At 68.8% G+C, this 25,331-nt stretch carries 22 protein-coding genes and 1 pseudogene; 21 read left to right on the top strand and 2 right to left on the bottom strand.

Annotation, left to right across the window (positions count from 1 at the left end; translation table 11 throughout):
• Nucleotides 1–64: 64 nt before the first annotated feature.
• From Q4F19_RS03785 to Q4F19_RS03700, 18 genes are all read left to right on the top strand, one after another.
• Nucleotides 65–574, top strand: coding sequence for a division/cell wall cluster transcriptional repressor MraZ (locus tag Q4F19_RS03785; protein ID WP_303540011.1), 510 nt, complete (start codon nucleotides 65–67; stop codon nucleotides 572–574).
• Nucleotides 574–1,536, top strand: a complete 963-nt coding sequence (gene rsmH / locus Q4F19_RS03780; protein ID WP_303540009.1) for a 16S rRNA (cytosine(1402)-N(4))-methyltransferase RsmH — start codon at nucleotides 574–576, stop codon at nucleotides 1,534–1,536. Before Q4F19_RS03785 ends, rsmH begins: the two co-directional genes overlap by 1 nt.
• Nucleotides 1,533–2,306: a hypothetical protein gene (locus tag Q4F19_RS03775; protein WP_303540007.1), complete on the top strand. Its 774-nt coding sequence runs from the start codon at nucleotides 1,533–1,535 to the stop codon at nucleotides 2,304–2,306. Before rsmH ends, Q4F19_RS03775 begins: the two co-directional genes overlap by 4 nt.
• Nucleotides 2,303–4,060, top strand: a complete 1,758-nt coding sequence (locus Q4F19_RS03770) for a peptidoglycan D,D-transpeptidase FtsI family protein (RefSeq protein ID WP_303540005.1) — start codon at nucleotides 2,303–2,305, stop codon at nucleotides 4,058–4,060. The genes Q4F19_RS03775 and Q4F19_RS03770 overlap by 4 nt, the downstream gene beginning before the upstream one ends.
• Entirely contained in the window at nucleotides 4,047–5,480 is a 1,434-nt protein-coding gene (locus tag Q4F19_RS03765) for a UDP-N-acetylmuramoyl-L-alanyl-D-glutamate--2,6-diaminopimelate ligase (RefSeq protein WP_303540003.1), read from the top strand. Before Q4F19_RS03770 ends, Q4F19_RS03765 begins: the two co-directional genes overlap by 14 nt.
• A 158-nt stretch (nucleotides 5,481–5,638) precedes the next feature.
• Nucleotides 5,639–7,006 (top strand): UDP-N-acetylmuramoyl-tripeptide--D-alanyl-D-alanine ligase, encoded by a 1,368-nt coding sequence (locus Q4F19_RS03760; protein WP_303540001.1) that lies wholly within the window; start codon nucleotides 5,639–5,641, stop codon nucleotides 7,004–7,006.
• A 3-nt stretch (nucleotides 7,007–7,009) separates the two neighbouring features.
• Complete coding sequence (gene mraY, locus Q4F19_RS03755) at nucleotides 7,010–8,080, top strand: phospho-N-acetylmuramoyl-pentapeptide-transferase (RefSeq protein WP_303539999.1); 1,071 nt, start codon at nucleotides 7,010–7,012, stop codon at nucleotides 8,078–8,080.
• Nucleotides 8,077–9,477 (top strand): UDP-N-acetylmuramoyl-L-alanine--D-glutamate ligase, encoded by a 1,401-nt coding sequence (gene murD, locus Q4F19_RS03750; RefSeq protein ID WP_303539998.1) that lies wholly within the window; start codon nucleotides 8,077–8,079, stop codon nucleotides 9,475–9,477. Before mraY ends, murD begins: the two co-directional genes overlap by 4 nt.
• 154 nt (nucleotides 9,478–9,631) lie before the next feature.
• Nucleotides 9,632–10,906 carry an FtsW/RodA/SpoVE family cell cycle protein gene (locus Q4F19_RS03745; RefSeq protein WP_431312361.1) on the top strand — a complete coding sequence of 425 codons (1,275 nt, stop codon included), beginning with the start codon at nucleotides 9,632–9,634 and terminating at the stop codon, nucleotides 10,904–10,906.
• Nucleotides 10,903–12,084: an undecaprenyldiphospho-muramoylpentapeptide beta-N-acetylglucosaminyltransferase gene (murG, locus tag Q4F19_RS03740; RefSeq protein WP_303539996.1), complete on the top strand. Its 1,182-nt coding sequence runs from the start codon at nucleotides 10,903–10,905 to the stop codon at nucleotides 12,082–12,084. Before Q4F19_RS03745 ends, murG begins: the two co-directional genes overlap by 4 nt.
• Nucleotides 12,085–12,124: 40 nt before the next feature.
• Nucleotides 12,125–13,531: a UDP-N-acetylmuramate--L-alanine ligase gene (murC, locus tag Q4F19_RS03735; protein ID WP_303539995.1), complete on the top strand. Its 1,407-nt coding sequence runs from the start codon at nucleotides 12,125–12,127 to the stop codon at nucleotides 13,529–13,531.
• Between the two features lie 5 nt (nucleotides 13,532–13,536).
• Complete coding sequence (locus tag Q4F19_RS03730) at nucleotides 13,537–13,725, top strand: hypothetical protein (protein ID WP_303539993.1); 189 nt, start codon at nucleotides 13,537–13,539, stop codon at nucleotides 13,723–13,725.
• A gap of 2 nt (nucleotides 13,726–13,727) precedes the next feature.
• Complete coding sequence (gene murB / locus Q4F19_RS03725) at nucleotides 13,728–14,636, top strand: UDP-N-acetylmuramate dehydrogenase (protein WP_303539991.1); 909 nt, start codon at nucleotides 13,728–13,730, stop codon at nucleotides 14,634–14,636.
• Nucleotides 14,633–15,577: a D-alanine--D-alanine ligase gene (locus tag Q4F19_RS03720; protein ID WP_303539989.1), complete on the top strand. Its 945-nt coding sequence runs from the start codon at nucleotides 14,633–14,635 to the stop codon at nucleotides 15,575–15,577. The genes murB and Q4F19_RS03720 overlap by 4 nt, the downstream gene beginning before the upstream one ends.
• On the top strand, nucleotides 15,574–16,509 hold the full coding sequence (locus Q4F19_RS03715) for a cell division protein FtsQ/DivIB (protein ID WP_303539988.1): 936 nt from the start codon (nucleotides 15,574–15,576) through the stop codon (nucleotides 16,507–16,509). Before Q4F19_RS03720 ends, Q4F19_RS03715 begins: the two co-directional genes overlap by 4 nt.
• Before the next feature lie 141 nt (nucleotides 16,510–16,650).
• On the top strand, nucleotides 16,651–17,907 hold the full coding sequence (ftsA, locus tag Q4F19_RS03710) for a cell division protein FtsA (RefSeq protein ID WP_303539986.1): 1,257 nt from the start codon (nucleotides 16,651–16,653) through the stop codon (nucleotides 17,905–17,907).
• 122 nt (nucleotides 17,908–18,029) lie between these two features.
• Complete coding sequence (gene ftsZ / locus Q4F19_RS03705) at nucleotides 18,030–19,457, top strand: cell division protein FtsZ (RefSeq protein ID WP_303539984.1); 1,428 nt, start codon at nucleotides 18,030–18,032, stop codon at nucleotides 19,455–19,457.
• Between the two features lie 137 nt (nucleotides 19,458–19,594).
• Nucleotides 19,595–20,986 carry an SPOR domain-containing protein gene (locus Q4F19_RS03700; protein WP_303539982.1) on the top strand — a complete coding sequence of 464 codons (1,392 nt, stop codon included), beginning with the start codon at nucleotides 19,595–19,597 and terminating at the stop codon, nucleotides 20,984–20,986.
• Here Q4F19_RS03700 and Q4F19_RS03695 read toward each other — a convergent pair.
• Entirely contained in the window at nucleotides 20,983–21,108 is a 126-nt protein-coding gene (locus tag Q4F19_RS03695) for a hypothetical protein (RefSeq protein ID WP_303539981.1), read from the bottom strand. The genes Q4F19_RS03700 and Q4F19_RS03695 overlap by 4 nt on opposite strands.
• 130 nt (nucleotides 21,109–21,238) lie before the next feature.
• On the opposite strand from Q4F19_RS03695, the gene Q4F19_RS03690 reads away from it, so the two are divergent.
• A complete protein-coding gene (locus tag Q4F19_RS03690; protein ID WP_303539979.1) occupies nucleotides 21,239–22,399 on the top strand; it encodes a deoxyguanosinetriphosphate triphosphohydrolase in 1,161 nt (386 codons plus the stop codon).
• Here Q4F19_RS03690 and Q4F19_RS03685 read toward each other — a convergent pair whose 3' ends face one another.
• Nucleotides 22,400–22,912: a CcdC protein domain-containing protein gene (locus Q4F19_RS03685; RefSeq protein WP_303539978.1), complete on the bottom strand. Its 513-nt coding sequence runs from the start codon at nucleotides 22,910–22,912 to the stop codon at nucleotides 22,400–22,402.
• Nucleotides 22,913–23,134: 222 nt separating this feature from the next.
• On the opposite strand from Q4F19_RS03685, the gene argS reads away from it, so the two are divergent.
• Nucleotides 23,135–24,871 (top strand): arginine--tRNA ligase, encoded by a 1,737-nt coding sequence (gene argS / locus Q4F19_RS03680; protein ID WP_303539977.1) that lies wholly within the window; start codon nucleotides 23,135–23,137, stop codon nucleotides 24,869–24,871.
• A 3-nt stretch (nucleotides 24,872–24,874) separates the two neighbouring features.
• Nucleotides 24,875–25,331: pseudogene (locus Q4F19_RS03675) on the top strand (SPOR domain-containing protein); the annotation flags it as partial.

The following is a 25,331-nucleotide window of genomic DNA, read 5'->3' as shown; positions in this document are numbered from 1 at the left end:
CGCCGTTCGTCCCGGGGAGAGGGCAGGGGTCGGGGTGCCGCTGCCTGCTCGGACAGGGGCCCGCGTGCAGATTGACCATGCCTTCCTCAGCCATGCGCTGAACGCGGTAGACGCGAAGGGCAGAGTGTCGGTCCCGTCGTCTTTCCGCGCGACGGTCGATCTGCGGATCCGGACCTATGGCATTGCCGGCGACGAAGTCCGCGCGAGCGAGCTGATGATCGGCGTGCATTCGGACGGCGATCGCCTGCGTGCTTATGACGCGATCGGCGCGCGGCAGCTGATCGAGGAAATCACCGAGGGCGTCGCAGATCTGCCCGCGCGCGAGCGTCGCGAGGCGCTGACCCGCGCCAAGCGCTCCGAAATCTCGACGTTGATGCCCGTCTCCTACGACAGTGCGGGCCGCATGGTGCTGCCGCCGCTGCTGCGCGATCTGGCGGGCATCGGCGACACCGCGCTGTTCCTCGGCGTCGATACCTATTTCGAGATCTGGAACCCGCTGAAGGCGCGCGAGGCGCTGTCCGACGATCCGATGCTCGTGCGGATGATCGATTTCTATCTCGGGCAGCGCAGCTGATGGCCCCGCTCGCCGATCCCCGCCACGCGCCGGTCCTGCTCGATGAGGTCATCGCCGGCCTCGCCCCGCTGCCGGGCGAGACGCATGTCGACGGCACGTTCGGCGCGGGCGGCTATACGCGCGCCCTGCTCGCCGCCGGCGCCGATGTCGTCGCCTTCGATCGCGATCCCGATGCGATCGCGGAGGGCGCGCCCCTCGTTGCCGAGGCCGAGGGGCGGTTGCGGCTCGTGCCCGATCGCTTCTCCGAAATGGGCGAGGCGCTCGAGGCGCTGGGGCTCGATACGGTCGATGGCGTCACGCTCGATATCGGCGTTTCCTCGATGCAGCTCGATCGCGCCGAGCGCGGCTTTTCGTTCCAGGCCGATGGCCCGCTCGACATGCGGATGGAGCAGGCCGGCGTGTCCGCCGCCGATTTCTGCAACGAGGCGGACGAGGACGAGATCGCCGACGTGCTGTTCAATCTTGGCGAGGAGCGCCAGTCGCGCCGCGTCGCGCGCGCGATCGTCGCCGCGCGCCCGGTGGAGACGACCGCGCAGCTCGCCGGGATCGTCCGCAAGGCGCTCGGCTATCGCGAGCATGACAAGAAGGATCCGGCGACCCGCACCTTCCAGGCGATCCGCATCTTCCTCAATCGCGAACTGGAAGAGCTGGAGGACGGCCTCGCCGCCGCCGAGCGCGTGCTGAAGCCGGGCGGTCGCCTCGCGATCGTCTCCTTCCATTCGCTGGAGGACCGGATCGTCAAGCGTTTCCTGAAGGAAAGGTCGGGTGCCACGCCCGGCGGCTCGCGGCACCTGCCGACGATCGCGGCGACGCATGCCCCGAGCTTCGATTCGGTCGCGAAGCCGATCAAGGCCGGCGAGGCGGAGCTCGCCCGCAATCCCCGTTCGCGTTCTGCCACCCTGCGCGTCGCCCGGCGCACGGAGGCCAGTGCTTGGGCGCCCGTGAAAGGTCGTTCCTCATGATCGCGCAGCGTTTTCGCTCGATCGGCTGGGTCGCCGGCTGTGCCGCCGCCGCCCTGTGCTGCTATTTGGCCTCGCAATCGGTCGCCTCCGAGCGCGCCGGGCTCGCGCGAATCGATCGCGAGATCGCGGCGACAACCGGCGAGATCCACCGGCTGAACACCGAGATCGCCGCGCGCGGCCGGATGGGCCAGATCGAGCGCTGGAACCGCGAAGTCCTCGCCTTGCAGGCGCCCGCGCCCGGCCAGTTCGTCGCCAACGAGGTCCAGCTTGCGAGCCTGGCCGGCGGCAAGCCGCTCCAGCTGGATCCGGCGATCGTCGCCTCGAAGGGCGCGGTGCAGACCGTCGCCTATCAGGCGCCGCAGCCCGCCGCGCCGACGCCGTCGGTGCAGACGCCGGCTACCGCTCCACAGCCGCTGCTGCGCACGGCGACCTTCGTCCGCCCGAAGGCGGCGGCGATGGACGCGCCCGCGACGGGAATCGTCAAGGCGAGCTTCGTCCGCACGAAGAGCTTCACGCTGGATCTCGATGCGCCGGCGGACACGCCCAAGCCGGAGCCGGTCGTGACCAGGTCTAAGCCGGAGCCCGTCGTCGCAGCGAAGCCGAAGGCCAAGCCTGCCGCCGCAACGATCGAGAAGCCCGTCGTCGTCGCCAAGGCCAAGCCCGCGAAGACACAGGCGCTGACCGCCAGTCTGCTGCCTTCCGATCTCGGCAAGCTCATCGCCGCCGAGAAGAAGGGCGCCAAACCCGCCCGCACCGCGACCGATCGGTGAACGCACCGGCCGGCATTCGCATCGATCCCGCACACCGGCCGCTCTTTCGCGCGCCGGATCCCGTGATCGCGCCCGGGCGGCTCCAGCAATCGCAGTTCCGCCTGATGGTGGTGATGATGCTGTTCATGCTGGTGACGCTCGCGGTGGCGCTGCGGCTGACCCAGTTCGCGATCTTCGGCGGGGATGACGAGGCGAATGTCGGCGCGCCGGTCCGCCCGCGCGCGGACATCTTCGATCGCAACGGTATCCCGCTGGCAACGACGATCAAGGCCTGGTCGATCGCGATCAACCCGCAGCAGATCCTCGGCGACAAGAACCAGCTCGCGCGCGATCTCGCCCGCCTGATCCCCGAGAAGAGCGAGGCGGATTACCGAAAGATCCTGTTCTCCAAGAAGAAATTCGTTTTTCTCAAGGAGGAGGCCGTGCCCGCGCTCGTCGCGCAGATCCACGCGCTGGGCGAGCCGGGGATCATGGAATTGCGCGTGCCCGAGCGGCTCTTCCCGCAGGCGGCGCTGGCCGGGCATCTGCTCGGCTATTCGCAGCAGGTCGCGGACGCCAAGGGCAAGGAAGAGCTGACCGGGATCGGCATCGAGCGCTATTTCGACAAGCAATTGTCGAGCGGCGAGAGCATCCAGCTCTCGATCGACACGCGCGTGCAGGCGGCGCTCGAAAGCGAAATCGCCAGGCGCATCGCCGAGACGTCGGCCGCGGGCGGCGCCGGCGTGATCCTCGACGTGCATACCGGCGAGGTGATGGCGCTCGCCTCGCTGCCCGACATCAATCCCAACGCGCACGCGCATTACAACAATGTCGATATGGCCAATAAGGTCACTCAGTCCGCGTTCGAGCTGGGCTCGACCTTCAAGATGCTGACCTTCGCCAATGCGATCGAGCATGGCGTGCTGAGCGACATGAGCCAGAAATGGGACGTGACTCACGTCATCCAGATCGGCAGCCACGCGATCCATGACGACGAGCCGATGCACCGCGCGATCACCACGCCCGAGGTGATGACCTATTCGTCCAATATCGGCACGGCCAAGATCGCCGAGCAGATCGGCGAGGAGCGGATCAAGCATTTCTTCCGCGAGCTGGGCTTCTTCGACCGCACGGGCATCGAGCTGCGCGAGCGCGGCGCGCCGATCGTGCCGCGCGACTGGGGCCGCTCGACGATCATGACTACGGCCTTCGGCCACGGCCTGGCCGTGACCCCGCTGCATCTGGCGCAGGCTTATGCCGCGCTCGTTAACGGCGGCATCCTGCATCCCGCGACCTTGGTGAAGCACAAGCCGGGCGAGAAGATCGCCGCCAAGCGCGTCATCTCCGAGGCGACGAGCGCGCGGATGCGCCAGCTGATGCGGCTCGTCGTGCTGCAGGGCACCGGCACCAATGCCGATGCGCCGGGCCTGCGCGTCGGCGGCAAGACGGGCACCGCCGAGAAGGTCGTCAACGGCCGCTATGTGAAGAATGCCAACGTCACGACCTTCTCGGGCGCCTTCCCGATGGACGATCCGCAATATGTCGTGCTGGTTGTGATGGACGATGCGAAGGCGATCAAGGCGGCGCCGGGCGTGCAGAGCACTTATGGCTTCAAGACTGCGGGCTGGATGACCGCGCCGCTTGCCAAACGGGTCATCCGCCGCGTCGGGCCGCTGCTCGGCGTGCGCCCCGAACTCAATCGCGATATCGACGTGTCCGATCTGATGCCGCTACTCCTCGAGAAGAAGGTGCCCGGCAAGAATGCGTATGAGTGATCTGTTCGGCGGTACACTGATGGGATCGGCAAACGGGGACGCTCGCGTCACCGGCTTCGCCATCGACAGCCGCAAGGTCGCGCCGGGGACGGTGTTCGGCGCGTTCCGCGGCGTCGTCCAGAATGGCGAGGATTATATCAAGGCGGCGATCGCCGCGGGCGCGATCGCGGTCGTCGCGCGGCCCGAGGCGATCGTCGAGGGCGCGATCCACATCTCCGAGCCCGAACCGCGCCGCGCCTTCGCACGCGCCGCCGCCCAGTTTTTCGCGCCCTTTCCCGAGGCGGTCGTCGCGGTCACGGGCACCAACGGCAAGACATCGACCGTGGAGCTGGCCCGCCAGCTGTGGCGGATCGCAGGTTTCAACGCCGCCTCGATCGGCACGCTCGGCGTCACGACCTCGGACGAGAGCGTCTCGACCGGACTGACGACGCCCGACATCGTCACCTTCCTGTCGAACGTCGCGGGGCTGCGGCGCGAGGGCGTCACGCATGTCGCGTTCGAGGCGTCGAGCCACGGTCTGTCGCAATTCCGCACCGAAGGCCTGCCCGTCCAGGCGGGCGCCTTCACCAACCTGTCCCGCGACCATCTCGATTATCACGGGACGATGGAGGCCTATCTCGAGGCCAAGCTGCGACTCTTCTCTGAGGTCATCGCGCCGGGCGGCGCGGCGGTCGTGTGGATGGACGATCCTTATGCGACGCGCGTCGCCGAGATTGCGACCGAGCGCGGGCTGCGCGTGATCGGCGTCGGCGCGGCGGGCGATACGCTGCGGCTCGTCAAGCGCGAGCCGAGCCAGCTCGGCCAGACGCTGACGATCGAGGCCGAGGGCGCGACGCACATCGTCAAGCTGCCGCTGATCGGCGCCTATCAGGCGGCCAATGCTTTGACCGCGGCGGGCCTCGTGTTGGCGACGGGGGGCGATCTCCAGCAGACGTTCGCGGCATTGGCGCGGGTCCAGCCGGTGCGCGGGCGGCTGGAGCGTGCCGCGATCAGCAAGGCGGGCGCGCCTGTCTACGTCGATTATGCGCATACGCCCGACGGGCTTGAGGCGGCGATCGCGGCGCTGCGCCCGCACGCCGCCAAGCGGCTGATCGTCCTGTTCGGCGCGGGCGGCGATCGCGACAAGGGCAAGCGCCCGGAGATGGGCGCGATCGCCACGCGTGACGCCGATCACGTCATCGTCACCGACGACAATCCGCGCAGCGAGGATCCGGGCGCGATCCGCCGCGACGTGCTGGTGGGCGCCCCCGGCGCGATCGAGATCGGCGACCGCCGCGCGGCGATCGGCGCGGCGATCGCCGAAGCGGGGGCGGACGATATCGTCCTGCTCGCCGGCAAGGGCCATGAGCAGGGCCAGATCGTCGGCGATTTGGTGCTGCCGTTCGACGATGTGCAGGTGGCGCGCGAATGCGCGGGGTGAGCCGCCTGTTCCTCCCCGGCACGGGGAGGGGGACCGTCCGCAGGACGGTGGAGGGGGCGTGCGGCGACACGCAACGGCTGGGGAGAGGAGCACGCGCTTTGCGAGCCCCCTTCACCCCGCTTCGCGCGGTCCCCCTCCCCGTGCCGGGGAGGAACTAGATGTCCCTCTGGACCTCCGCCGAGATCGCCGCCGCCACCGGCGGTTCGGCCTCGGCCGACTTCGCCGTCTCGGGCGTCGCCTTCGACAGCCGCGAGGTCGGTCCGGGCGATCTGTTCGTCGCGCTCAAGGGCGAGACGACCGATGGGCATCGCTTCGTCGCGCAGGCGTTCGCGCAGGGCGCGGCCGGGGTGCTGGCCTCCGATCCCGTCGAGGGCCCGCATGTCCGCGTCGCCGATACGGCACGCGCGCTCGACGCGCTGGGCATGGCGTCGCGCGCGCGGATGGTCGGGCACGTGATCGGCGTGACCGGCTCGGTCGGCAAGACGAGCGTCAAGGAAGCGCTGTTCGCGGCGCTCGATCGCGGTGCGCCGGGCTCAGCGCATCGCAGCCTCAAGAGCTACAACAACCATGTCGGCGTGCCGCTGAGCCTCGCGCGGATGCCCGCCGCGACGCGCTTCGGCATCTTCGAGATGGGGATGAACCATGCCGGCGAACTGGCGGTGCTGACGCGGCTCGTCCGCCCGCATGTCGGAATCGTCACCGCGGTCGCGCTCGCGCACGGCGCCTTCTTCGCCGATGAAGGCGCGATCGCCGATGCGAAGGCCGAGATCTTCGAAGGCCTGAAGCCCGGCGGCACCGCGATCATCCCCTATGACAGCCCGCATCGCGAGCGGCTGATCGCCGCCGCGCGGCCTTTCGCGTCCGACATCGTCACCTTCGGGCACGACAAGGCGGCGGACGTCTGGGCGCGCGAATCGATAAGTCAGGCGGCGGGGACGCTGATCGTCGCGCGGCTGCGCGATGCCGAACTGACCTTCACTTTGGGCCAGCCCGGCGCGCACTGGGTCTCGAACGCGCTCGCGATCCTCGCCGCGGTCGAGGCGGTCGGCGGCGATCTGCCCGCGGCGGGCGTGGCGCTTGCCGAGATGGCCGGGCTCGCCGGGCGCGGCCGCCGCCTGCCGATCGCGTTCGCCGACGGCGAGGCGCTGCTGATCGACGAGGCGTACAACGCCAATCCCGCTTCTATGCGCGCGACGCTCGCGGTGCTCGGCCAGGAAAAGGCGACGCGGCGGATCGCGATCCTGGGATCGATGCGCGAGCTCGGCCCGTCCGAGGCCAGCGAACATGCCGCGCTTGCCGGGCCGATCGCCGCGGCCAACGTCGATTTCGCGCTGCTCGTCGGATCGGAGATGGGTCCGCTGGCCGAAGCGCTTGAGGGGCGGACCGAATTCGCGCATGTGGCCGACGCCGCCGCCGCGGCGACCCGGGCGCGTGCGCTGATCGGGGTCGGCGACGCGGTACTCGTCAAGGGATCCAACTCGATCGGGCTGGCGCGTGTCGTGGACGCGCTGGCGGGGACCGCATAACCGATGCTGTACGTACTCGCCGACTCGCTCGGCTTTCCGCATGTCCTGAACCTGATCCGCTACATCACCTTCCGCGCGGGCGCGGCGGCGATGACGGCCCTGTTCCTCGGCCTGCTGATCGGGCCGCGCTTCATCGGCTGGCTGCGGATCAAGCAGGGCAAGGGCCAGCCGATCCGCGCCGACGGGCCGCAGACGCACCTCAAGAAGGCCGGCACGCCGACGATGGGCGGGCTGATGATCCTGACGACCGTCAGCATCTCGATGCTTTTGTGGATGGATCTCAACAACCGCTACACCTGGGCGTGCATGCTCGTGACGCTGGGCTTCGGGCTGATCGGCTTCCTCGACGATTACGACAAGGTCACCAAGCGCAGCCACAATGGCCTGTCGGGCAAGGCGCGGCTGGGGATGGAGTTCGCGATCGCGGGCGTGGCGGCGTGGATCATCACCAGCGGCAACTCGACCGTATTGTATCTGCCGTTTTATAACGGGCCGGTCATCGATCTGGGGCCGCTCTATATCTTCTTCGCGGCGTTCATCATCGTCGGCTTCGGCAATGCCGTGAACCTGACCGACGGGCTCGACGGGCTCGCGACGATGCCGGTCGTGATCGCCAGCCTCGCTTTCTTCGTGATCAGCTACATGGTCGGCAACATCAAGTTCGCGACCTATCTCGGCATCCCGCACGTGCCGGGCGCGGGCGACCTGACGATCCTGACCGCGTGCATCATCGGCGGCGGGCTCGCCTTCCTGTGGTTCAATGCGCCGCCGGCGGCGGTGTTCATGGGCGATACCGGATCGCTGGCTTTGGGCGGCGCCTTGGGGGCGATCGCGGTGGTCGATCATCACGAGATCGTGCTGCTGATCGTCGGCGGGCTGTTCGTGCTGGAGACCGTCTCGGTGATCCTGCAGGTCTTCTTCTACAAGCGCACCGGCAAGCGCATCTTCAAGATGGCGCCGATCCACCACCATTTCGAGCAACTGGGCTGGAGCGAGCCGACGGTGGTGATCCGCTTCTGGATCATCAGCTTCGTGCTGGCGCTGGCCGGCCTCGCGACGCTGAAGCTGCGGTGATCACGTCTCCGGCCTTTGCGGGGAAGCGTTACGCCGTCCTCGGGCTGGCGCGGAGCGGCGTCGCAACCGTCGAGGCGCTGCTGGCGAGCGGTGCGCGCGTGACGGCGTGGGATTCGGACGAAGCGAAGCGGGATGCGCTGATCCTCCCCGGTACGGGGAGGGGGACCGGCGAAGCCGGTGGAGGGGGCTCTGCCTCCAGCGCCACGCCGGTTGTCAGCCCCCTCCACCATCCTGCGGATGGTCCCCCTCCCCGTGCCGGGGAGGAATTGGATTTCGCCGATCCGCTGGCGATCGATCTCGCCGGTTATGACGCGGTGATCGTCTCCCCCGGCGTGCCGCTCAACCGCCACCCGATCGTCGCCCACGCGCACAAGGCGCGCGTGCCGATCATCGGCGACATCGAGCTTTTCGCGCGGGCCCGCGCCGCGCTGCCCGCGCACCGGGTCGTCGGCATCACTGGCACCAACGGCAAATCGACGACGACCGCGCTCATCCACCATATCCTCGAGACGGCCCGCATCCCCAGCCTGATGGGCGGCAATATCGGCCTGCCCATCCTCTCGCGCGATCCGCTCGCCGAAGGCGGCGTCTATGTGCTGGAACTGTCGAGCTACCAGATCGACCTGACCTTCACGCTCGACTGCGACGTCGCGGTGCTGACCAACATCACCCCCGACCATCTCGATCGCTATGACGGGTTCGAAGGCTATGCCGCCTCCAAGGCGCGGCTGTTCGCGATGCAGAGCGAAGGCCATGCCGCGGTCGTCGATGCCTGGTCCGAGGCCGAATATGCGGTGCTCGACGATGCCCCCGACGGGCTCGGCTTCATGCTGAGCGACGAGGTGGCGATCGGCGATCAGGCGAACTGGCCGGCGCTGCAGGGGCCGCACAACGCCCAGAACGTCCGCTGCGCGGTCGCGACGTGCCGGATCCTCGGCCTCGACGAGGACGTGATCGAGCAGGGCCTGCGCACCTATCCCGGCCTGCCGCACCGGATGGAGCGCGTTGCCGAGAAGGACGGCGTGCTGTTCGTGAACGACAGCAAGGCGACCAACGCGACCGCGACCGCGCCCGCGCTCGCGGCCTACCCACTTATCCACTGGATTCTGGGCGGTCTGGCCAAGACCGACGACCTCGACGATTGCGCTCCGCACTTCGATCATGTCGTAAGGGGCTACACGATCGGAGAGGCGGGGCCGATGTTCGCGCGGATCCTGAAAGAGGCCGGTTTGGGCGTCGAAGAGAGCATCACGCTCGAGGCGGCCGTGCGCGCGGCGGCGGCGGCGGCGAAGCCCGGCGAGGTCGTGATGCTGTCGCCGGCCTGCGCGAGCTTCGATCAGTTCACGGATTATGAGGCGCGGGGCCAGGCGTTTCGCGATGCGGTGTCCGGGCTGTGAGCATCCTGCAATCACCGTTGGGTTCGAGCAGCTTCGAGCTTGTCGAGAAGCGCCCGTCGAGAACCGCCGCACCGGCCTTCTCGACTTCGTTCTCGACGAGCTCGAACTCCGCTCGAACCGAGCGGATGAGGAATGTTTGGGGGCTGAAGCACTGATGGCAAGCGTCGCATTCGATCCGCCGCCCACCCCGCGCCGGCCCTTGCCCGCCAAGCGCCGCGGCGATCGCTTCGGTCGCGGCGATCGCTCGGCTTTGGCCGTGTGGTTCTGGGAGATCGATCGCGTCCTGCTCGCGCTCGTCACGTTGCTGATCGGCATCGGCCTGATCGCGGTCGCGGCCGCCGCGCCCGCCGCCGCGCATCGTTATTCCGATGCGACGCACACGATGCCGACGCTCTTTTATTTCTGGCGGCAGCTGATGTGGACCGCGCTCGCCGTGCCCGTGCTGATCGCGACGTCGATGCTGCCCAAGGACATCGCGCGCAAGCTCGCGCTGGCCGGCGCGGTGCTGTTCACGATCCTGCTGATCCTCGTGCCGATCTTGGGCGGGGCGGAGAAGAACGGCGCGCAGCGCTGGATCTTCCTCGGGCCGATCCAGGTGCAGCCGTCCGAATTCCTGAAGCCCATGTTCGTCGTCGCGGTCGCGTGGGTGCTCTCGCTGCGCAGCCGGGATCAGCAGCTCCCCGTCGTGCCGATGACCTTCGGCTATCTCGCGCTGATCGGCGGTTTCCTGATGAAGCAGCCCGATCTCGGACAGACCGTGATCTTCGCGAGCGTCTGGCTGTGTCTGCTGACCCTCTCGGGCTTCCCGCTCAAGTGGCTCGGTGTGATCGGCGCGGCCGGCGTCGGCGCGCTGGGCTGCGCCTACATGTTCTATTCGGTCGCGCGCACGCGGATCGATGGCTTCCTCAAGATCGGCGAGGCCGGCAAGCAGGTCGATAGCTATCAGGTGGAGAGCGCCTACAACACGCTCACCAATGGCGGGCTGGTCGGCATGGGGCCGGGCGCGGGGATCATGAAGTTCCGCCTGCCCGAGCCGCACACCGATTATATCTATTCGGTGATCGGCGAGGAATTCGGGCTGATCGCCTGCCTCGCGATCGCGCTCATCTATCTCGCGATCGTGATGCGCGTGTTCATCAAGCTGCTCCACGAGGAGGACCAGTTCCTGTTCTTCGCGAGCGCGGGGCTGGCCACGCAATTCGGGCTGCAGGCGCTGATCAACATGATGGTCAACGTCCACCTGGCGCCGTCGAAGGGCATGACGCTGCCCTTCATCTCCTATGGCGGATCGTCGATGATCGCGCTGAGCCTCGGCTTCGGGCTGCTGCTCGCCTTCACGCGCAAGAATCCGTATCTCAGCCGCTCGCCTTATATCGTCACCTGGAATTCGGGTGTCGCGGGCGGACCGGAGCGGACCGCCCAAAGATGAGCATCGTGCGCCATTTCGTCCTCGCCGCCGGGGGCACGGGCGGCCACATGGTCCCTGCGCACGCGCTCGCCGCCGAGCTGACCGCGCGCGGCCACCATGTCGCGCTCATCACCGATGAGCGCGGCGCGCGCATCCCTGGCCTGTTCGAGGGCGTCGAGACGCATGTCATGCCGGCCGGGCGCATCGCCGGCGGCCCCTTGGGCTGGCTGAAGGCGCTGGGCGGGATCCGCGACGGGCGGGCAATGGCGCGGCGGCTTTATGCGGGCTTCGCGCCGACCGCGGTCGTCGGCTTCGGCGGCTATCCTTCGCTGCCTGCCTTGCTCGGTGCGATGAAGGACGGGATCCCGACCGTCATTCACGAGCAGAATGCGGTGCTCGGCCGGGTGAACCGGCTGCTCGCCGGGCGGGTACGCGCGATCGCGACCGCTTACCCGACGGTCGATCGGCTCAAGCCGCGCTACAAGAAGAAGACGCACCTCGTCGGCAATCCCGTGCGCGAGATCGTCAAGGCGATGGGCGAGCGGCCCTTCCCGGCGATCGACGAGAACGGCCCGTTCCGGATCCTCGTCACCGGCGGCAGCCAGGGCGCGACGATCCTCTCGACCGTCGTGCCCGATGGGCTGGGACTGTTGCCAGATGCGATCCGGATGCGGCTGCAGGTCGTCCAGCAATGCCGGCCCGAGGATATCGACGGGCCCCGCGCGCGCTATCGCGAGCTCGGCATCCCGGCCGAGCTGGCCACCTATCTGGAGGATCTGCCCGCGATCCTCGATCGCTCGCACCTCGTCATCGCGCGCGCGGGCGCCTCGACGATCGCCGAGCTGACCGTAGCGGGGCGCCCCGCGATCCTCGTGCCGCTGCCGAGCGCGATGGACGATCACCAGACGTGGAATGCGCGGGAAATGGCCTCGGAGGGCGGCGCGCGGATGATCCCGCAGGCGCAGTTCACGCCGAAGGAGCTGGCGCGGCAGATGGAGGCGTTGCTCGGCGATCCGGAGGCGCTGATCGTCGCCGCCAACCGCGCCAAGGCATGCGGCTTTCCGCGCGCGACCGAGGATCTTGCCGATCTGGTCGAGAGCTTCGGCCGGCCGCCGGTGATGGATGCGATCGGCGACGATGTTCGCGGGCTGGCAGCGCCGGCCGGCGCGGCGCTCGCCATGGGAAGGAAGATGACTTGAAGGATTCCGTGAAATTCCTCCCCCTGCGGGGGAGGATCTGATGCGCGGTGTTGCGACCGATATCGGCACGATCCACTTCATCGGGATCGGCGGGATCGGCATGTCCGGCATCGCCGAGGTGATGCACAATCTGGGCTACAAGGTGCAGGGCTCCGACGTGGCCGAAGGCTATGTCGTCGAAGGGCTGCGCGCGCGCGGCATCCCCGTCGCGATCGGGCACAAGGCCGAAAATCTGGGCGATGCGGCGGTGGTCGTGACCTCTACCGCGATCAAGCGCGGTAACCCGGAGGTCGAGCTGGCGCTGGAGACGCGCGTGCCGGTCGTGCGCCGCGCCGAGATGCTGGCCGAGCTGATGCGGCTCAAGTCCACTGTCGCGGTCGCGGGCACGCACGGCAAGACGACGACGACCTCGATGGTCGCGGCGCTGCTGGATGCGGGCGGGGTCGATCCGACCGTGATCAATGGCGGGATCATCAACAGCTACGGATCGAATGCGCGCCTCGGTGCGTCGGACTGGATGGTCGTCGAGGCGGACGAGAGCGACGGGAGCTTCCTGCGGCTCGACGGCACGATCGCGGTCGTCACCAATATCGATCCCGAGCATCTCGATCATTACGGCAGTTTCGAGAAGGTGAAGGACAGCTTCGTCGAATTCGTCGAGAATGTCCCTTTCTACGGCGCGGCGCTGCTGTGCCTCGATCACCCCGAGGTGCAGGCGATCATCCCGCGCGTGCGCGACCGCAAGATCGTGACCTACGGCTTTTCGGCGCAGGCCGACGTGCGCGGCGTGAACGTCACGCCGGTGCCGGGCGGCAACCGCTTCGAGGCGCTGATCCGCAGCCGCGACGGCAGCGTGCGATCGATCGAGAATATCGAACTGCCGATGCCGGGCCGCCACAATGTCCAGAATGCGCTGGCGGCGGTCGGCGTGGCGCTGGAGCTGGGCGTGCCGGACGACGTGATCCGCACCGGCTTCTCCAAGTTCGGTGGCGTCAAGCGGCGCTTCACCAAGGTAGGCGACGTCGACGGGATCACGATCATCGACGATTACGGACATCACCCGGTCGAGATCAGAGCCGTGCTGTCGGCCGCGACCGAGGGCGCGCGCGGGCGCGTCATCGCGGTCGTCCAGCCGCATCGCTTCACGCGGCTGCGCGATCTGATGACCGATTTCCAGAGCGCGTTCAACGAGGCCGACATCGTCTATGTGACCCCCGTCTATGCGGCGGGCGAACAGCCGATCGAGGGCGTCGATGCCGACGCGCTCGTCGACGGGCTCAAGCAGCGCGGCCACCGCGCGGCGCAGACGATCGCCGGCCCCGAGGCGCTCGCGCAGGCTTTGGCGGAGACGGCGCGGCCCGACGACATGGTCGTCTGCCTCGGCGCGGGCGACATCACGAAGTGGGCGGCGGGCCTCGCCGATGCGATCCGGAGTGCGCGCGCATGAATGACGTGGCGAAGGCGATGATCGCGATGCAGAAACAGGCTTTGGCCGTGCAGCGCCAGCAGCTTGATATGGCGAGCAAGCTGATGTCGGCGGGCCGTGACGCCGCGACCGCGCAGAAGCAAAGCCTGACCGCGCTCGATGCAGGCGCGAAAGCGTGGCGCAGCTGGTTCGAGCTTTGGTCGGTCAAGCCGTGAGTATGGCCGCCTCCGCCGCCGTGTCCGCTCTGCCGGCGCTCGCCGGCACGGTCGAGGCGCGCGGATCGCTGGCCGATTTCATCTGGTTCCGCACCGGCGGCCCGGCCGAATGGCTCGTGCGCCCGGCCGACACCGCCGATCTCGCGCGCTTCCTCGCCGCGCTCGATCCTGGGATCCCGGTGCTGCCGGTCGGCGTCGGCTCGAACCTGATTGTGCGCGACGGGGGCGTTCCCGGCGTGGTTGTGCGCCTGCCCAAGGCGTTCGCGCGGGTCGTCGCCGAGCCGGACTATCGCGTGCGCGCAGGCGGGGCGGCGATGGGGATCACCGTCGCGAGCGCGGCGCGCGACGCCGGCATTGCCGGTCTCGAATTCCTGCGCGGCATCCCCGGCACGGTCGGCGGCGCGGCGCGGATGAATGCTGGCGCATATGGCCGCGACGCGAGCGATATATTGATCGAGGCGACGCTCGTCCTGCGCGACGGCAGCGTCGAGCGCTGGGACGCCGCGCGCTTCGGCTATACCTATCGCCATTCCGACGTGCCCGCAGGCGCGGTCGTGGTCGAGGCTGTGTTCCAGGGAAGGCCTGGCGATCCCAAGGCGATCGGCGCGGAGATGGACCGCATCGCCGCGGAGCGCGAGGCCAGCCAGCCGCTGCGCAGCCGTACGGGCGGCTCGACCTTCAAGAATCCGGACGGCCACAAGGCATGGCAGCTCGTCGATGCCGCCGGCTGTCGCGGCTTGCGGCGTGGCGACGCGCAGGTCTCCGAGAAGCACACCAATTTCCTGCTCAACCTCGACAAGGCGAGCTCGGCCGACATCGAGGCGCTGGGCGAGGACGTGCGCGCGCGCGTCAAGGCGCAGTCGGGCGTCGAGCTCGAATGGGAAATCCAGCGCGTCGGGGTGGCGAAATGACGCTCCACGTCGTGGTCCTGATGGGCGGCTGGTCGGCCGAGCGCGAGGTGAGCCTCGTCTCGGGCGAGGGCTGCGCCAAGGCGTGCGAGAGCCTTGGCCATCGCGTGACGCGGATCGACATGGGCCGCGATGTCGCGCTCAAGCTCGCCGCGGCCGCGCCCGACATCGTCTTCAACGCGCTCCACGGCTCTCCCGGCGAGGACGGCACCGTCCAGGGCATGCTCGATCTGATGGGGCTGACCTATACGCATTCGGGGCTCGCCACCTCGGTCGTCGCGATCGACAAGGAGCTGACCAAGCAGGCGCTCGTCCCCCACGGGATCCGCATGCCGCAGGGCACGATCGTCGCGTCGGAAACCCTGTATGAGCGCGATCCGATCGCGCGGCCCTATGTGCTGAAGCCCGTCAACGAAGGCTCCTCGGTGGGCGTCGCGATCGTGACGGCGGAAAGCAATGTCGGCGATCCGATCGCGCGCGACAGCGAAGGCCCGTGGCGCCATTTCGAGACGTTGCTCGCCGAGCCCTATATTCGCGGGCGCGAACTGACCGTTTCGGTGCTCGACACCGCCGAGGGGCCGCGCGCGCTCGGCATCACCGAACTGATTCCGAAGTCCGGATGGTACGATTACGATGCCAAATATACGGACGGGATGACCACCCATGTCTGCCCGGCCGAGAACATCCCCGACGATGTCGCGGCCTCGATGCTGGCGATGGCGGTCAAGTCCCACCGGCTGCTCGGTTGCCGCGGCGTCTCGCGCTCCGATTTCCGGTGGGACGATGAACAGGGCGAGGCGGGCCTCTATTCGCTGGAGGTCAACACCCAGCCCGGCATGACCCCGCTCAGCCTCGTGCCCGAACAGGCGCGCGCGATCGGCATCTCGTACGAGGCGCTGGTCCAGGCGATCCTCGACGATGCGCTGCAAGGAAGGCCGGCATGAGCGCGAAGGCCCTGCCCAAGCGATCGTCGCGCGGCACGAGCGGCAATGCCGCGCGCCGCGCGCCGACGCGCGTCCGCCCACCCGCGCGCACCGCCGCGCCAAAGGCGGGCGCGATGATCGGCCGGGCCTTCGCCGCTTTGCCGCTGCCGGATGGCTTCCTGCGCAGCGTGCGCAACTGGAGCCTCGGGCTGTTCCTCGCAGGCGGGCTGATCGCGGGCGTCGTCGCGATGGGCGTGCCGGGGATGATCGGTTTGTCGCTCGCGCACAATCTCGGGCGGATGGGGCTCGTCGTCCACACGATCGAGGTCAACGGGCGGAGCCATGTCGATCGCGACGCGGTCTATCGCGTGGCGATGGATTCGCGCGGGCAGGATATGCCGCTCGTCGATCTGTCGGGCATCCGCCAGTCGCTGCTGGGCCTTGCGTGGGTCGAGGATGCGCGCGTCTCGCGGCGGCTGCCCGATACGCTCGTCGTCGATATCGTCGAGCGCAAGCCCGCGGGCGTCTGGCAGCACGATTACAAGCTTTCGCTGATCGATGCCGCGGGCCGCGTGATCGCGCCGGTCGATCCGTCCGCGCCGCTCGACCAGCTGCCCCTTGTCATCGGCGAGGGCGCGAACCTGCATGCCGCCGAATTCGGCACGCTGATCGCCGGCCAGCCGGTGCTCAAACCCCTGATCGAGGGCGCGACCTGGGTCGGCGGACGGCGCTGGGACGTGCGCTTCCAGTCGGGCGAGACGCTGATGCTGCCCGAGGGCGACAAGGCGGCGCGCGACGCCTTCGCGCTTTTCGCGCACAAGGATAGCGAAGCGCGCCTGCTGGGGCAGGGGATCGTCCGCTTCGACATGCGCGTTCCCGATCGGATGGTGGTCCGCATGTCGAGCGAACCGGGGGCGAAGGTCACGCCGCCGCAGTCGGCCAATCCGATATGAGGGCGTTCTTCTTCTTCCCCTCCCTGAAAGGGAGGGGATCGAGCGGTGGGTCGCTATCGGCGCGCCGCGCGGCCGCCACCGGATCCACCCACCCCCAACCCCTCCCTTCCAGGGAGGGGAGTCCAGTAACGAGGCGCGGTCATGGCCCAGACGCGTAGCGAAGGATTGATCACGGCGCTCGATATCGGCTCGTCTAAGGTGGCGGCGCTGATCGCGCAGCCGACGCCGGATGGGCTGATGGTGCTCGGCACCGGCCAGCGCGAGAGCCGGGGCATCCGTCGCGGCTATATCGCCGACATGGGCGCGACCGAGGGCGCGGTGCGCGAGGCGGTGGAGCAGGCCGAGCGGATCGCGCGCACGCAGATCGACGAGACGTGGCTCAGCTTCTCGGCGGGCGGGCTCTATTCCGACGTCGCCTCGGTCGAAGTCGATCTGGGCGGGCAGCGCATCGCGCAGCGCGATATCGATGAACTGCTGGAGGCCGGACGCCGCTCGATCGATCCCGACGGGCGGATGGTGCTCCACGCGCAGCCGACACTCTACACGCTGGATGGGCTGAAGGGCGTCAAAAACCCGCTCGGCCTCCATGCCGATCGGCTGGGTGTCGATATCCATGTCGTCGTCGCCGAGCCGTCGCCGGTGCGCAATCTCGATCTGTGCGTCCGCTCGGCGCATCTCGCGGTCCGCCAGATCGTCGCGAGCCCGATCGCGACCGCGATGGCCTGCCTCTCGCCCGAGGAGCGCGAGCTGGGCGTGGCGCTCGTCGAGCTCGGCGCGGAAGTGACGAACGTCTCGCTCTTCGCGGGCGGGCTTCTCGTCGGGCTCACCTCGGTGCCGCTGGGCGCTGCCGACATCACCGACGATATCGCCACCGCCTTCGGCACGCGCCGCGCGCAGGCCGAGCGGATGAAATGCTTCCACGGCTCCGCGCAGACCTCCCCGCGCGACAATCACGAGATGATCGAGGTCGCGCCGCTCTCGGGCGAGCAGGATGCGGGCGAGGCGCCGCGCATCACCCGCGCGCAGCTCACCTCGGTGATCCGCCAGCGGCTGGAGCAGATCTTCGGCCAGATCGAGGATGCGCTCAAGAAGCTCGGCTTCGTCGGCCCGGTCGGGCGGCAGGTGGTGCTGACCGGCGGCGGCGCGGAGCTGAAGGGTATCGCCGATTATGCGCAGAGTACGCTCGGCCGCGCGGTCCGCATCGGCCGGCCGCGCGGACTGATCGGACTGCCCGAAGCGCATAGCGGCCCGGCTTTCTCGACGCTTGCGGGGCTCGTACAGTTCGCCGCGTCCGATCCGATCGATCTGCGGCCGTCTCCCGCGCCGCAAACCATCGTCAAGCTTTCGCCCGGTAATCTGGTCCAGAGGCTGCTGGCGGTGGTGAAAAGTTCGTACTGACGTGAACAAGTCTGTGGATAACACGTGGTTAATTTCTCACAAATCGCTCGCACGAGCGGCTTTAGTCTGTCAGATTCAACACAATTGGCGGCCAGCCGCTTCGTCTGTGTAAGGGTGCCCTCATGACCATCGAATTCCTCCGGCCGGAAATCGACGAACTCAAGCCCCGCATCAGCGTGATCGGCGTCGGCGGCGCCGGCGGTAACGCGGTTGCGAACATGATCGCGGCCGAGGTCCAGGGGGTCGATTTCATCGTCGCCAATACGGACGCGCAGGCGCTCAACGCCTCGCCCGCCGAGCAGCGCATCCAGCTGGGCCTGAAGATCACCCAGGGTTTGGGCGCCGGATCGCGACCCGAGATCGGGCGCGCGGCGGCCGAAGAGACGATGGATCAGGTCGAGAAGGCGCTGGACGGCGCGCATATGTGCTTCATCGCGGCGGGCATGGGCGGCGGCACGGGCACGGGCGCGGCGCCGGTCATCGCCAAGGCAGCGCGCGAGCGCGGCATCCTGACGGTCGGCGTCGTCACCAAGCCGTTCAGCTTCGAGGGCAGCCGCCGGATGAAGTCCGCCGACGCGGGCATCGCCGAGCTGCAGAAGCATGTCGACACGCTGATCGTCATCCCCAACCAGAACCTGTTCCTGATCGCCAACCCGAACACGACCTTCAAGGAAGCGTTCATGATGGCGGACGAGGTCCTCCAGCAGGGCGTGCGCGGCATCACCGATCTGATGGTCATGCCGGGCCTGATCAACCTCGACTTCGCCGACGTCCGCTCGGTGATGAGCGAGATGGGCAAGGCGATGATGGGCACGGGCGAGGCCGGCGGCGACAATCGCGCGATCGAGGCGGCCGAGAAGGCGATCGCCAATCCGCTGCTGGATGGCGTGAGCATGAAGGGCGCCAAGGGCGTCATCGTCTCGATCACCGGCGGCGAGGATATGCGCCTGATGGAGGTCGACGAGGCCGCCAATCATATCCGCGAGCTGGTCGATCCGGACGCGAACATCATCTGGGGCTCGGCCTTCAACAACGATCTGGAAGGGCGCATCCGCGTCTCGGTCGTCGCCACCGGCATCGAGGCGGACAGCGTCGCGCATCCGCAGCCCGAGCCGAGCAAGCTGTTCAGCTTCCCGCCGCGCAGCCGCGCCGAAGTCCGCACCCCGGCCGCCGAAGCGCCGCCCGCCCCCGAGGCGAGCTATGATCCGCCGGCTGCCGAGCCGGCGCCGTCCGCACCCGAAGCGGCGCTCGACGAGCAGGACGAACTCGTCCTCGGCGAGGCCGAGGCGACGGTCGAGGAGGCGCCCGCGCCTATCCAGGCACCAGTCCCCGAAGGGGCGCCCGCCGGCGGCCCGCGCCGTTGGCTGCGCGCCGAGCGTGGCGAAGCACCGCGCGCCGCGACCCCGGCGCGCGAAGGCGGCACCTTGTTCGAGCGCATGTCGAGCATGGCGCGCGGCTCGGCCAAGGTCGGCAATGACGATGACGAAGATGAGGCGGTCTCCGATCCGCTCGACATCCCGCGCTTCCTCAATCGCCAGAACAACCAGTAATCGGCGCCTCGCCATCCCGGTGAAGGCCGGGATGGCGAAGGCTCGCCCGGCTTCTCGTCGGATGGCATGACCGTCCCGGCGTCGCGGCCTGCGCACATTCATCGCCGCGCTGCCCGATCCGGCCTATGACGCCGCGGATGTTCGCCCGCCCGATTCTCCTGCTCGCCGCCGCTTTGGCCGCGCCGCTTTTCGCCCAGATCCCTCAGGACAGCGTCGAGTCCGAAGCGCCAGCGCCCGCGATCATCCCGGGCGATGCGCTCTCGATCGCGCGCGCGGCCGCGACGCGGGGCGATCAGGCCGAGGCGCTGTCGCAATATCTGCGCGTGCTCTCCACCTCGCCCAACAATGTCGAGGCGCTCGCCGGGGCGGGGCGCGCCGCGCTCGCGGTGGGCGACGTCAATGCCGCGACGGGCTTCTTCGCGCGCGCCGAGGATCTCGCGCCCAATGATGGAGCAGTGAAGGCAGGGCTCGGATCGGCGACCGTCCAGACCGGCAACGGCCGCGCGGCCTTGCGCTATTTCAAGCAGGCGCTGTCATTGGGCGTTGCGGAGGCGAGCCTCGCCGAGGATCGCGGCCTCGCTTACGATCTGACCGGCGACAGCCGCCGCGCGCAGGCCAGCTACCAGCTCGCCTTGCTCGGCCGGCCTGGCGACCCGACGACGACACGCCGGCTAGCGCTCAGCCAGGCGATATCGGGCAATCTTCCTGCGGCGCTGACGACGCTCGATCCCTTGCTCCGCAAGCAGGACATCCCGGCCTGGCGGACGCGCGCCTTCGCCAAGGCGGTGACGGGTGACGTCGCGGGCGCGGAGCAGGATGCCGCCGCCGTCTTGCCGGCCAACCAGGTGGCGACACTGCGTCCCTATCTGGCCAGGATCGCAGCGCTGAAGCCCAGCGAGAAGGCCGCGGCGGTCTTCCTCGGCCGCTTCCCGCAGCCCGCCAATCGGACGCTCGTCGCAAAGGCGATTCCTCCTGCGCCCAGGCCTGTCGTGACTCCGTCGCGGACAGTAATCGCCGCCGCCACGCCGCTCCGTTCGGACTTCGCGCTGGCGCCTTCGGCCGCGACACCCGCACCTCAGCCCGAAGCCGCGCCGCCTTTACCGGCGACGGTCGACGATTCGCCCGCGCTGCGCGCCCAGCGTCGCGCGGTCGCCGCCGCGAACGCGAAAGATTTGGCCGCGAAGCGCGCCGAGGCACTCGCCGCGCAGAAGAAGAAAGCCGACCAGCTGAAGGCGGCGGCGGAGGCCAAGGCGAGCAGGAGCAATCCCGCGCGTCACTGGGTGCAGGTCGCGGGTGGCGCCAACAAGGCGGATTTGCCGCGCGCCTGGACGCAGCTCAAGGCGAAATGGCCGGGCCAGCTCGGCAGCCGATCGCCCTGGACGATGCATTACCGCTTCACGAACCGGCTGCTGATCGGCCCGTTCCCGACCGCCGATGCGGCACAGGACTGGGTGGGCGAGCGCAAGAAGGAAGGCATGACCACCTTCCGCGTCTCGACCAAGTCCGGCGAGGCGGTGGAAAAGCTCTAGCGCGCGGCGTCGCGCAGCTCGATCCGGCGCGCGACGCTGAGCGCGCGCAGGCGGGCGCGGATCGCCGGGCGGCTCGTGGCCCCGGCTTCGATCGGGGCGGGCGGAAGACTGTGATCGCGCATGGACGGGCTCCTGTTCGGAGCCTCGATCTCCGATCCGTCGGCCTCGCGCCAACGCGCTTCTTCGGTCAGACTGATCGCCATAAGCGCGGAACGCTCGACTTCGCGAAACGCCGCTTTATGGCGCGCGTTTGTGCTTGCCCCTTATGCTTCCGATCCCTCGCGCAGCCGCGGCCGCCGCTTCGGTCCGCCCGACGGCCGCTCGACCACGCCGCGCGACGCCTTCCAGCGCGACCGCGACCGGATCATCCATTCGATCGCCTTCCGCCGGCTGCGCCACAAGACGCAGGTGTTCGTCGCGCCCGACGGCGATCATTTCCGCGTGCGGCTCACGCACAGCATCGAAGTCGCGCAGATCGGGCGGACGATCGCGCGCGCCTTGGGGCTCAACGAGGATCTCACCGAGGCGCTGTGCCTCGCGCACGATATCGGCCATCCGCCCTTCGGCCATGCCGGCGAGGATGCGCTGAAGGCGGCGATGGCGGTGGCGGGCGGCTTCGATCACAATGCGCATACGCTGCGTGTGCTCGACCGGCTGGAATCGCCATACCCCGACCATGAGGGGCTCAACCTGACGTGGGAGATGCTGGAAGGGCTGGCCAAGCATAATGGCCCGGTCTCCAGCCCACCCTGGGCGCTGGCCGAGATCGATCGCGATTTCCCGCTCGAGCTGGCCGGCCAGCCCTCGCTCGAGGCGCAGGTCGCGGCGCTGTCGGACGATATCGCCTATGACAATCACGATATCGACGACGGGCTCCATGCCGGGCTGCTGGCGCTCGAGGACGTGCTCGCCGCCCCTTTGGTGTCCGAAGGCTGGCCGGCGGTGCGCGATCGCTGGCCGCATCTTCCGGCCGATCGGCTCGCGGGCGAGCTGATCCGCGACCAGATCGGGCGGATGGTCGGCGATCTGATCGCCGAGAGCCGCCGCCGGATCGCGGCGGCAGGCCCGGCATCGGTGGAGGCGGTGCGCGCCGCGCCGGAGCCGCTGATCGGTTTCTCGGAGGCGATGGCGACGAGCGAGCGCGCGCTCAAGCGCTTCATGTATCGCGAACTCTATCATCATCCGCGCCAGATCGAAGTCGCGGAGAAAGCCGGCGTCATCGTCGCCGGCCTTGCCGACGCCTATCTTGGCGATCCCTCGCTGCTCCCGCCGACGTGGCTTGCCGCGCTTTTCGCGGAAGAGCCGGCGCGCACCCGCCACATCGGCGATTTCATCGCCGGAATGACCGATCGCTACGCACTGACGCGCTATCGCGAGGTGGTCGGCCCGGTGGAGATGCCCGACGGGCTCTGATCAGGCCGGGCGCGGCGCGCGCGCCTGATCCAGCAGGCGCCGCGCGCGCACGAACATTTCGGCGCGCGTCGCGGTCAGCAGGCCGAAGCCGAAGGCGAACAGGATGCCGGTGATCTTCAACAGGTTGATCCCCGCCTGCGCGGCCTCGTAGCGCAGCCCCTGGCGGGCGACGAGCAGCAGGACGATGAACAGGATCGCGGCGGGCGAATTCTGCTTGTTGAGCTGGTGCGTATCGGGATCGACGCTGATCTTCATGAGCTTGCCGCGCTGCCACCCGAGCAGCGCGCCCGCCGCCGCGGCGAGGGCGAGCCACAGCCAGCCCAGCGCGGTCGGCGGCGGCGCCTCGTACACGCCGACCGCGAATGCGAGCCCGAACAGAGCCGGGATGATCCACAATGTCTCCAGCCGCAGCCGGCTCGCGCGCTTCATGCCGCGCAGGCGGACCAGCATGACCAGAGCGATCACGCAGCCGGTGATGATGTAGGTGATCGTCTGCTGGGAAAAATGGGGCATCTTCCGAGATTATCACCTGCGGCGAGGCTGTCGATCCTCCCCGGCACGGGGAGGTGGCGTCGCGGAGCGATGATGGAGGGGGTTCACCAGTCTAGCGACGTGAGGGTGGCGGGCCCCCCTCCACCATGCTGCGCACGGTCCCCCTCCCCGTGCCGGGGAGGATCAAGGGATGCACTTTTGGAGGGCATCCGCTAAAGGCGCGCGCTCACTCTTCTCCCGGACATGCCCTTGCTCACGCTCTACGCCCGTTTCGCCGCCGATCTCGCCGCCGCGCTCGATGCGCTCGAAGCCGAGGGCAGCCTGCCCGCCGGCCTCAAGCGCGACGCGATCACGGTGGAGCCGCCGCGCGACACGACGCATGGCGATCTCTCGACCAACGCCGCGATGGTGCTGGCCAAGCCCGCCGCGACTAATCCGCGCGCGCTAGCCGCCTTGCTCGCGCCCAAGCTGGAGGCGCTGGCACAGGTCGAGAGCGTCGAGATCGCCGGGCCCGGCTTCATCAACCTGCGCCTGACCGAGGCGACGTGGCGGAGCGAACTCGCGACGATCCTGGCCGAGGCCGCGGCTTATGGCCGCTCGACGACAGGGCAGGGCACGCGCGTCAACGTCGAATATGTCTCGGCCAATCCGACGGGTCCGATGCATATGGGGCATTGCCGGGGCGCGGTTGTCGGCGATGCGCTGGCGGGGCTGCTCGAATATGCGGGCTACGCGGTCACGCGCGAATATTATATCAACGATGCCGGCGCGCAGGTGCAGACGCTCGGCCGCTCGGTCCATCTGCGCTATCGCGAGGCGCTGGGCGAGCAGATCGGCGCGATCCCCGAGGGCTATTATCCCGGCGATTATCTGATCCCTATCGGCCAGGCGCTCGCCGCCGAATATGGCGATGCGTATGTCGGCAAGCCCGAGAGCGACTGGCTCGATCTGTTCCGCACGCGCGCCGTCGCGGCGATGATGGAGATGATCCGCGCCGATCTCGCTCTGCTCGGCATCGTCCACGAGGTTTTCGCCTCCGAGGCCGCCGTGCAGGCGGAGGGGCGCGTCGAGGCGGCGTTCGATCGGCTGCGCGCCGACGGGCTCATCTACCAGGGCACGCTGGAGCCGCCCAAGGGCGAGCTGCCCGACGATTGGGAGCCGACCGAGATGACGCTCTTCCGCTCGACCGCGTTCGGCGACGATCAGGATCGCCCGGTGCGCAAATCGGATGGCGGGCTCACTTATTTCGGCACCGATCTCGCATATCATTTCCAGAAGACCGAGAGCGCCGACCAGCTGATCGACATCTGGGGCGCCGATCATGCCGGCACGGTCAAGCGTATCCAGGCGGCGGTGAAGGCGCTGACCGGCGGCGACAAGAAGTTCGACGTGAAGCTCGTCCAGATGGTCAAGCTGCTGCGCAACGGCGAGCCGGTGAAGATGTCGAAGCGCTCGGGCAGCTTCGTGACGCTCGCCGATGTCGTCCACGAAGTGGGCAAGGATGTCGTCCGCTTCACGATGCTGACGCGCAAGGCCGATGCGCAGATGGATTTCGATTTCGCCAAGGTGGTCGAGGCGTCGAAGGACAATCCGGTCTTCTACGTGCAATATGCGCACGCCCGGATCTTCTCGCTCCACCGGCGCGCGGCCGAAGCGGGGATGGTGCTGCCCGAGGCCGATCTCGGCCTGCTCGATGCCGAGGAACTGGCGCTGGTGAAGCTCGCCGCGCAATTCCCGCGCATGATCGAGGGGTCGGCGGCGACGCGCGAGCCGCATCGCATCGCTTTCTATCTGTACGATCTCGCCGCCGCCTTCCACGCTCTGTGGAATCGCGGGAATGACGATCCGGGGCGGCGTTTCCTTCTCGCCGATAATCCGCCGCTCAGCGCGGCACGGCTGGCTTTGGCCGACGCGATCGGGCAGATCATCCGCAACGGCCTCGGCGTCATCGGCGTCGAGGCGGCCGAGGAGTTGCACTAGGCGATGGTCGAGATCCGGCGGGGCAGTTCGGGCGACGCGGCACGCGAGCGCCTGCCGTGGCTGGAGCCTGTCGAGGACGAGGACGACGCATATGCCGCCGAGGGCGCGGGCTATGGCGGGCTGATCCTCGCCGCGATCCTCGTGCTCGTCGCGATCGCTTTGTTGACGGCGGGCATCCTCTGGTATCGCGGCCAGCGCGGCGTCGCGGGTGGCAACGGCCAGATCATCAAGGCCGAGCCCGGCCCCTACAAGGTCCGCCCGCCCAATCCCGGCGGAATGACGCCCGATGCCAATGGCGAGGTGACCTACGGCACCAGCGCCGGGCAGGACATCGACAGTCCGATCGACCTCAACGCGCTTCCAGAGCAGCCGATGGTCGGACCCGCGCAGACGCGCCCCGCGCCGCCGCCGCAGCCCGGCACCCCCGGCCAGCCGCAGCAGGCCGCGCCGCCTGCAACCG

It is taken from the genome of Sphingomonas natans, assembly GCF_030546695.1.
In the GTDB taxonomy this organism is placed as follows: Bacteria; Pseudomonadota; Alphaproteobacteria; order Sphingomonadales; family Sphingomonadaceae; genus Sphingomonas_I; species Sphingomonas_I natans.
This window is presented reverse-complemented; position numbering and strand designations above follow the sequence as displayed.

What these genes read in the sequence shown, in the direction of transcription:
- murB (WP_303539991.1), top strand. Translation starts at nt 13,728, where the DNA reads ATGGCCGCCTCCGCCGCCGTGTCCGCTCTGCCGGCGCTCGCCGGCACG.
- Q4F19_RS03745 (WP_431312361.1), top strand. Translation starts at nt 9,632, where the DNA reads ATGGCAAGCGTCGCATTCGATCCGCCGCCCACCCCGCGCCGGCCCTTG.
- argS (WP_303539977.1), top strand. Translation starts at nt 23,135, where the DNA reads ATGCCCTTGCTCACGCTCTACGCCCGTTTCGCCGCCGATCTCGCCGCC.
- rsmH (WP_303540009.1), top strand. Translation starts at nt 574, where the DNA reads ATGGCCCCGCTCGCCGATCCCCGCCACGCGCCGGTCCTGCTCGATGAG.
- ftsZ (WP_303539984.1), top strand. Translation starts at nt 18,030, where the DNA reads ATGACCATCGAATTCCTCCGGCCGGAAATCGACGAACTCAAGCCCCGC.
- Q4F19_RS03700 (WP_303539982.1), top strand. Translation starts at nt 19,595, where the DNA reads ATGTTCGCCCGCCCGATTCTCCTGCTCGCCGCCGCTTTGGCCGCGCCG.
- Q4F19_RS03685 (WP_303539978.1), bottom strand. Translation starts at nt 22,912, where the DNA reads ATGCCCCATTTTTCCCAGCAGACGATCACCTACATCATCACCGGCTGC.
- Q4F19_RS03720 (WP_303539989.1), top strand. Translation starts at nt 14,633, where the DNA reads ATGACGCTCCACGTCGTGGTCCTGATGGGCGGCTGGTCGGCCGAGCGC.
- mraY (WP_303539999.1), top strand. Translation starts at nt 7,010, where the DNA reads ATGCTGTACGTACTCGCCGACTCGCTCGGCTTTCCGCATGTCCTGAAC.
- murG (WP_303539996.1), top strand. Translation starts at nt 10,903, where the DNA reads ATGAGCATCGTGCGCCATTTCGTCCTCGCCGCCGGGGGCACGGGCGGC.
- ftsA (WP_303539986.1), top strand. Translation starts at nt 16,651, where the DNA reads ATGGCCCAGACGCGTAGCGAAGGATTGATCACGGCGCTCGATATCGGC.
- murC (WP_303539995.1), top strand. Translation starts at nt 12,125, where the DNA reads ATGCGCGGTGTTGCGACCGATATCGGCACGATCCACTTCATCGGGATC.
- Q4F19_RS03765 (WP_303540003.1), top strand. Translation starts at nt 4,047, where the DNA reads ATGCGTATGAGTGATCTGTTCGGCGGTACACTGATGGGATCGGCAAAC.
- Q4F19_RS03715 (WP_303539988.1), top strand. Translation starts at nt 15,574, where the DNA reads ATGAGCGCGAAGGCCCTGCCCAAGCGATCGTCGCGCGGCACGAGCGGC.
- Q4F19_RS03760 (WP_303540001.1), top strand. Translation starts at nt 5,639, where the DNA reads ATGTCCCTCTGGACCTCCGCCGAGATCGCCGCCGCCACCGGCGGTTCG.
- Q4F19_RS03695 (WP_303539981.1), bottom strand. Translation starts at nt 21,108, where the DNA reads ATGCGCGATCACAGTCTTCCGCCCGCCCCGATCGAAGCCGGGGCCACG.
- Q4F19_RS03775 (WP_303540007.1), top strand. Translation starts at nt 1,533, where the DNA reads ATGATCGCGCAGCGTTTTCGCTCGATCGGCTGGGTCGCCGGCTGTGCC.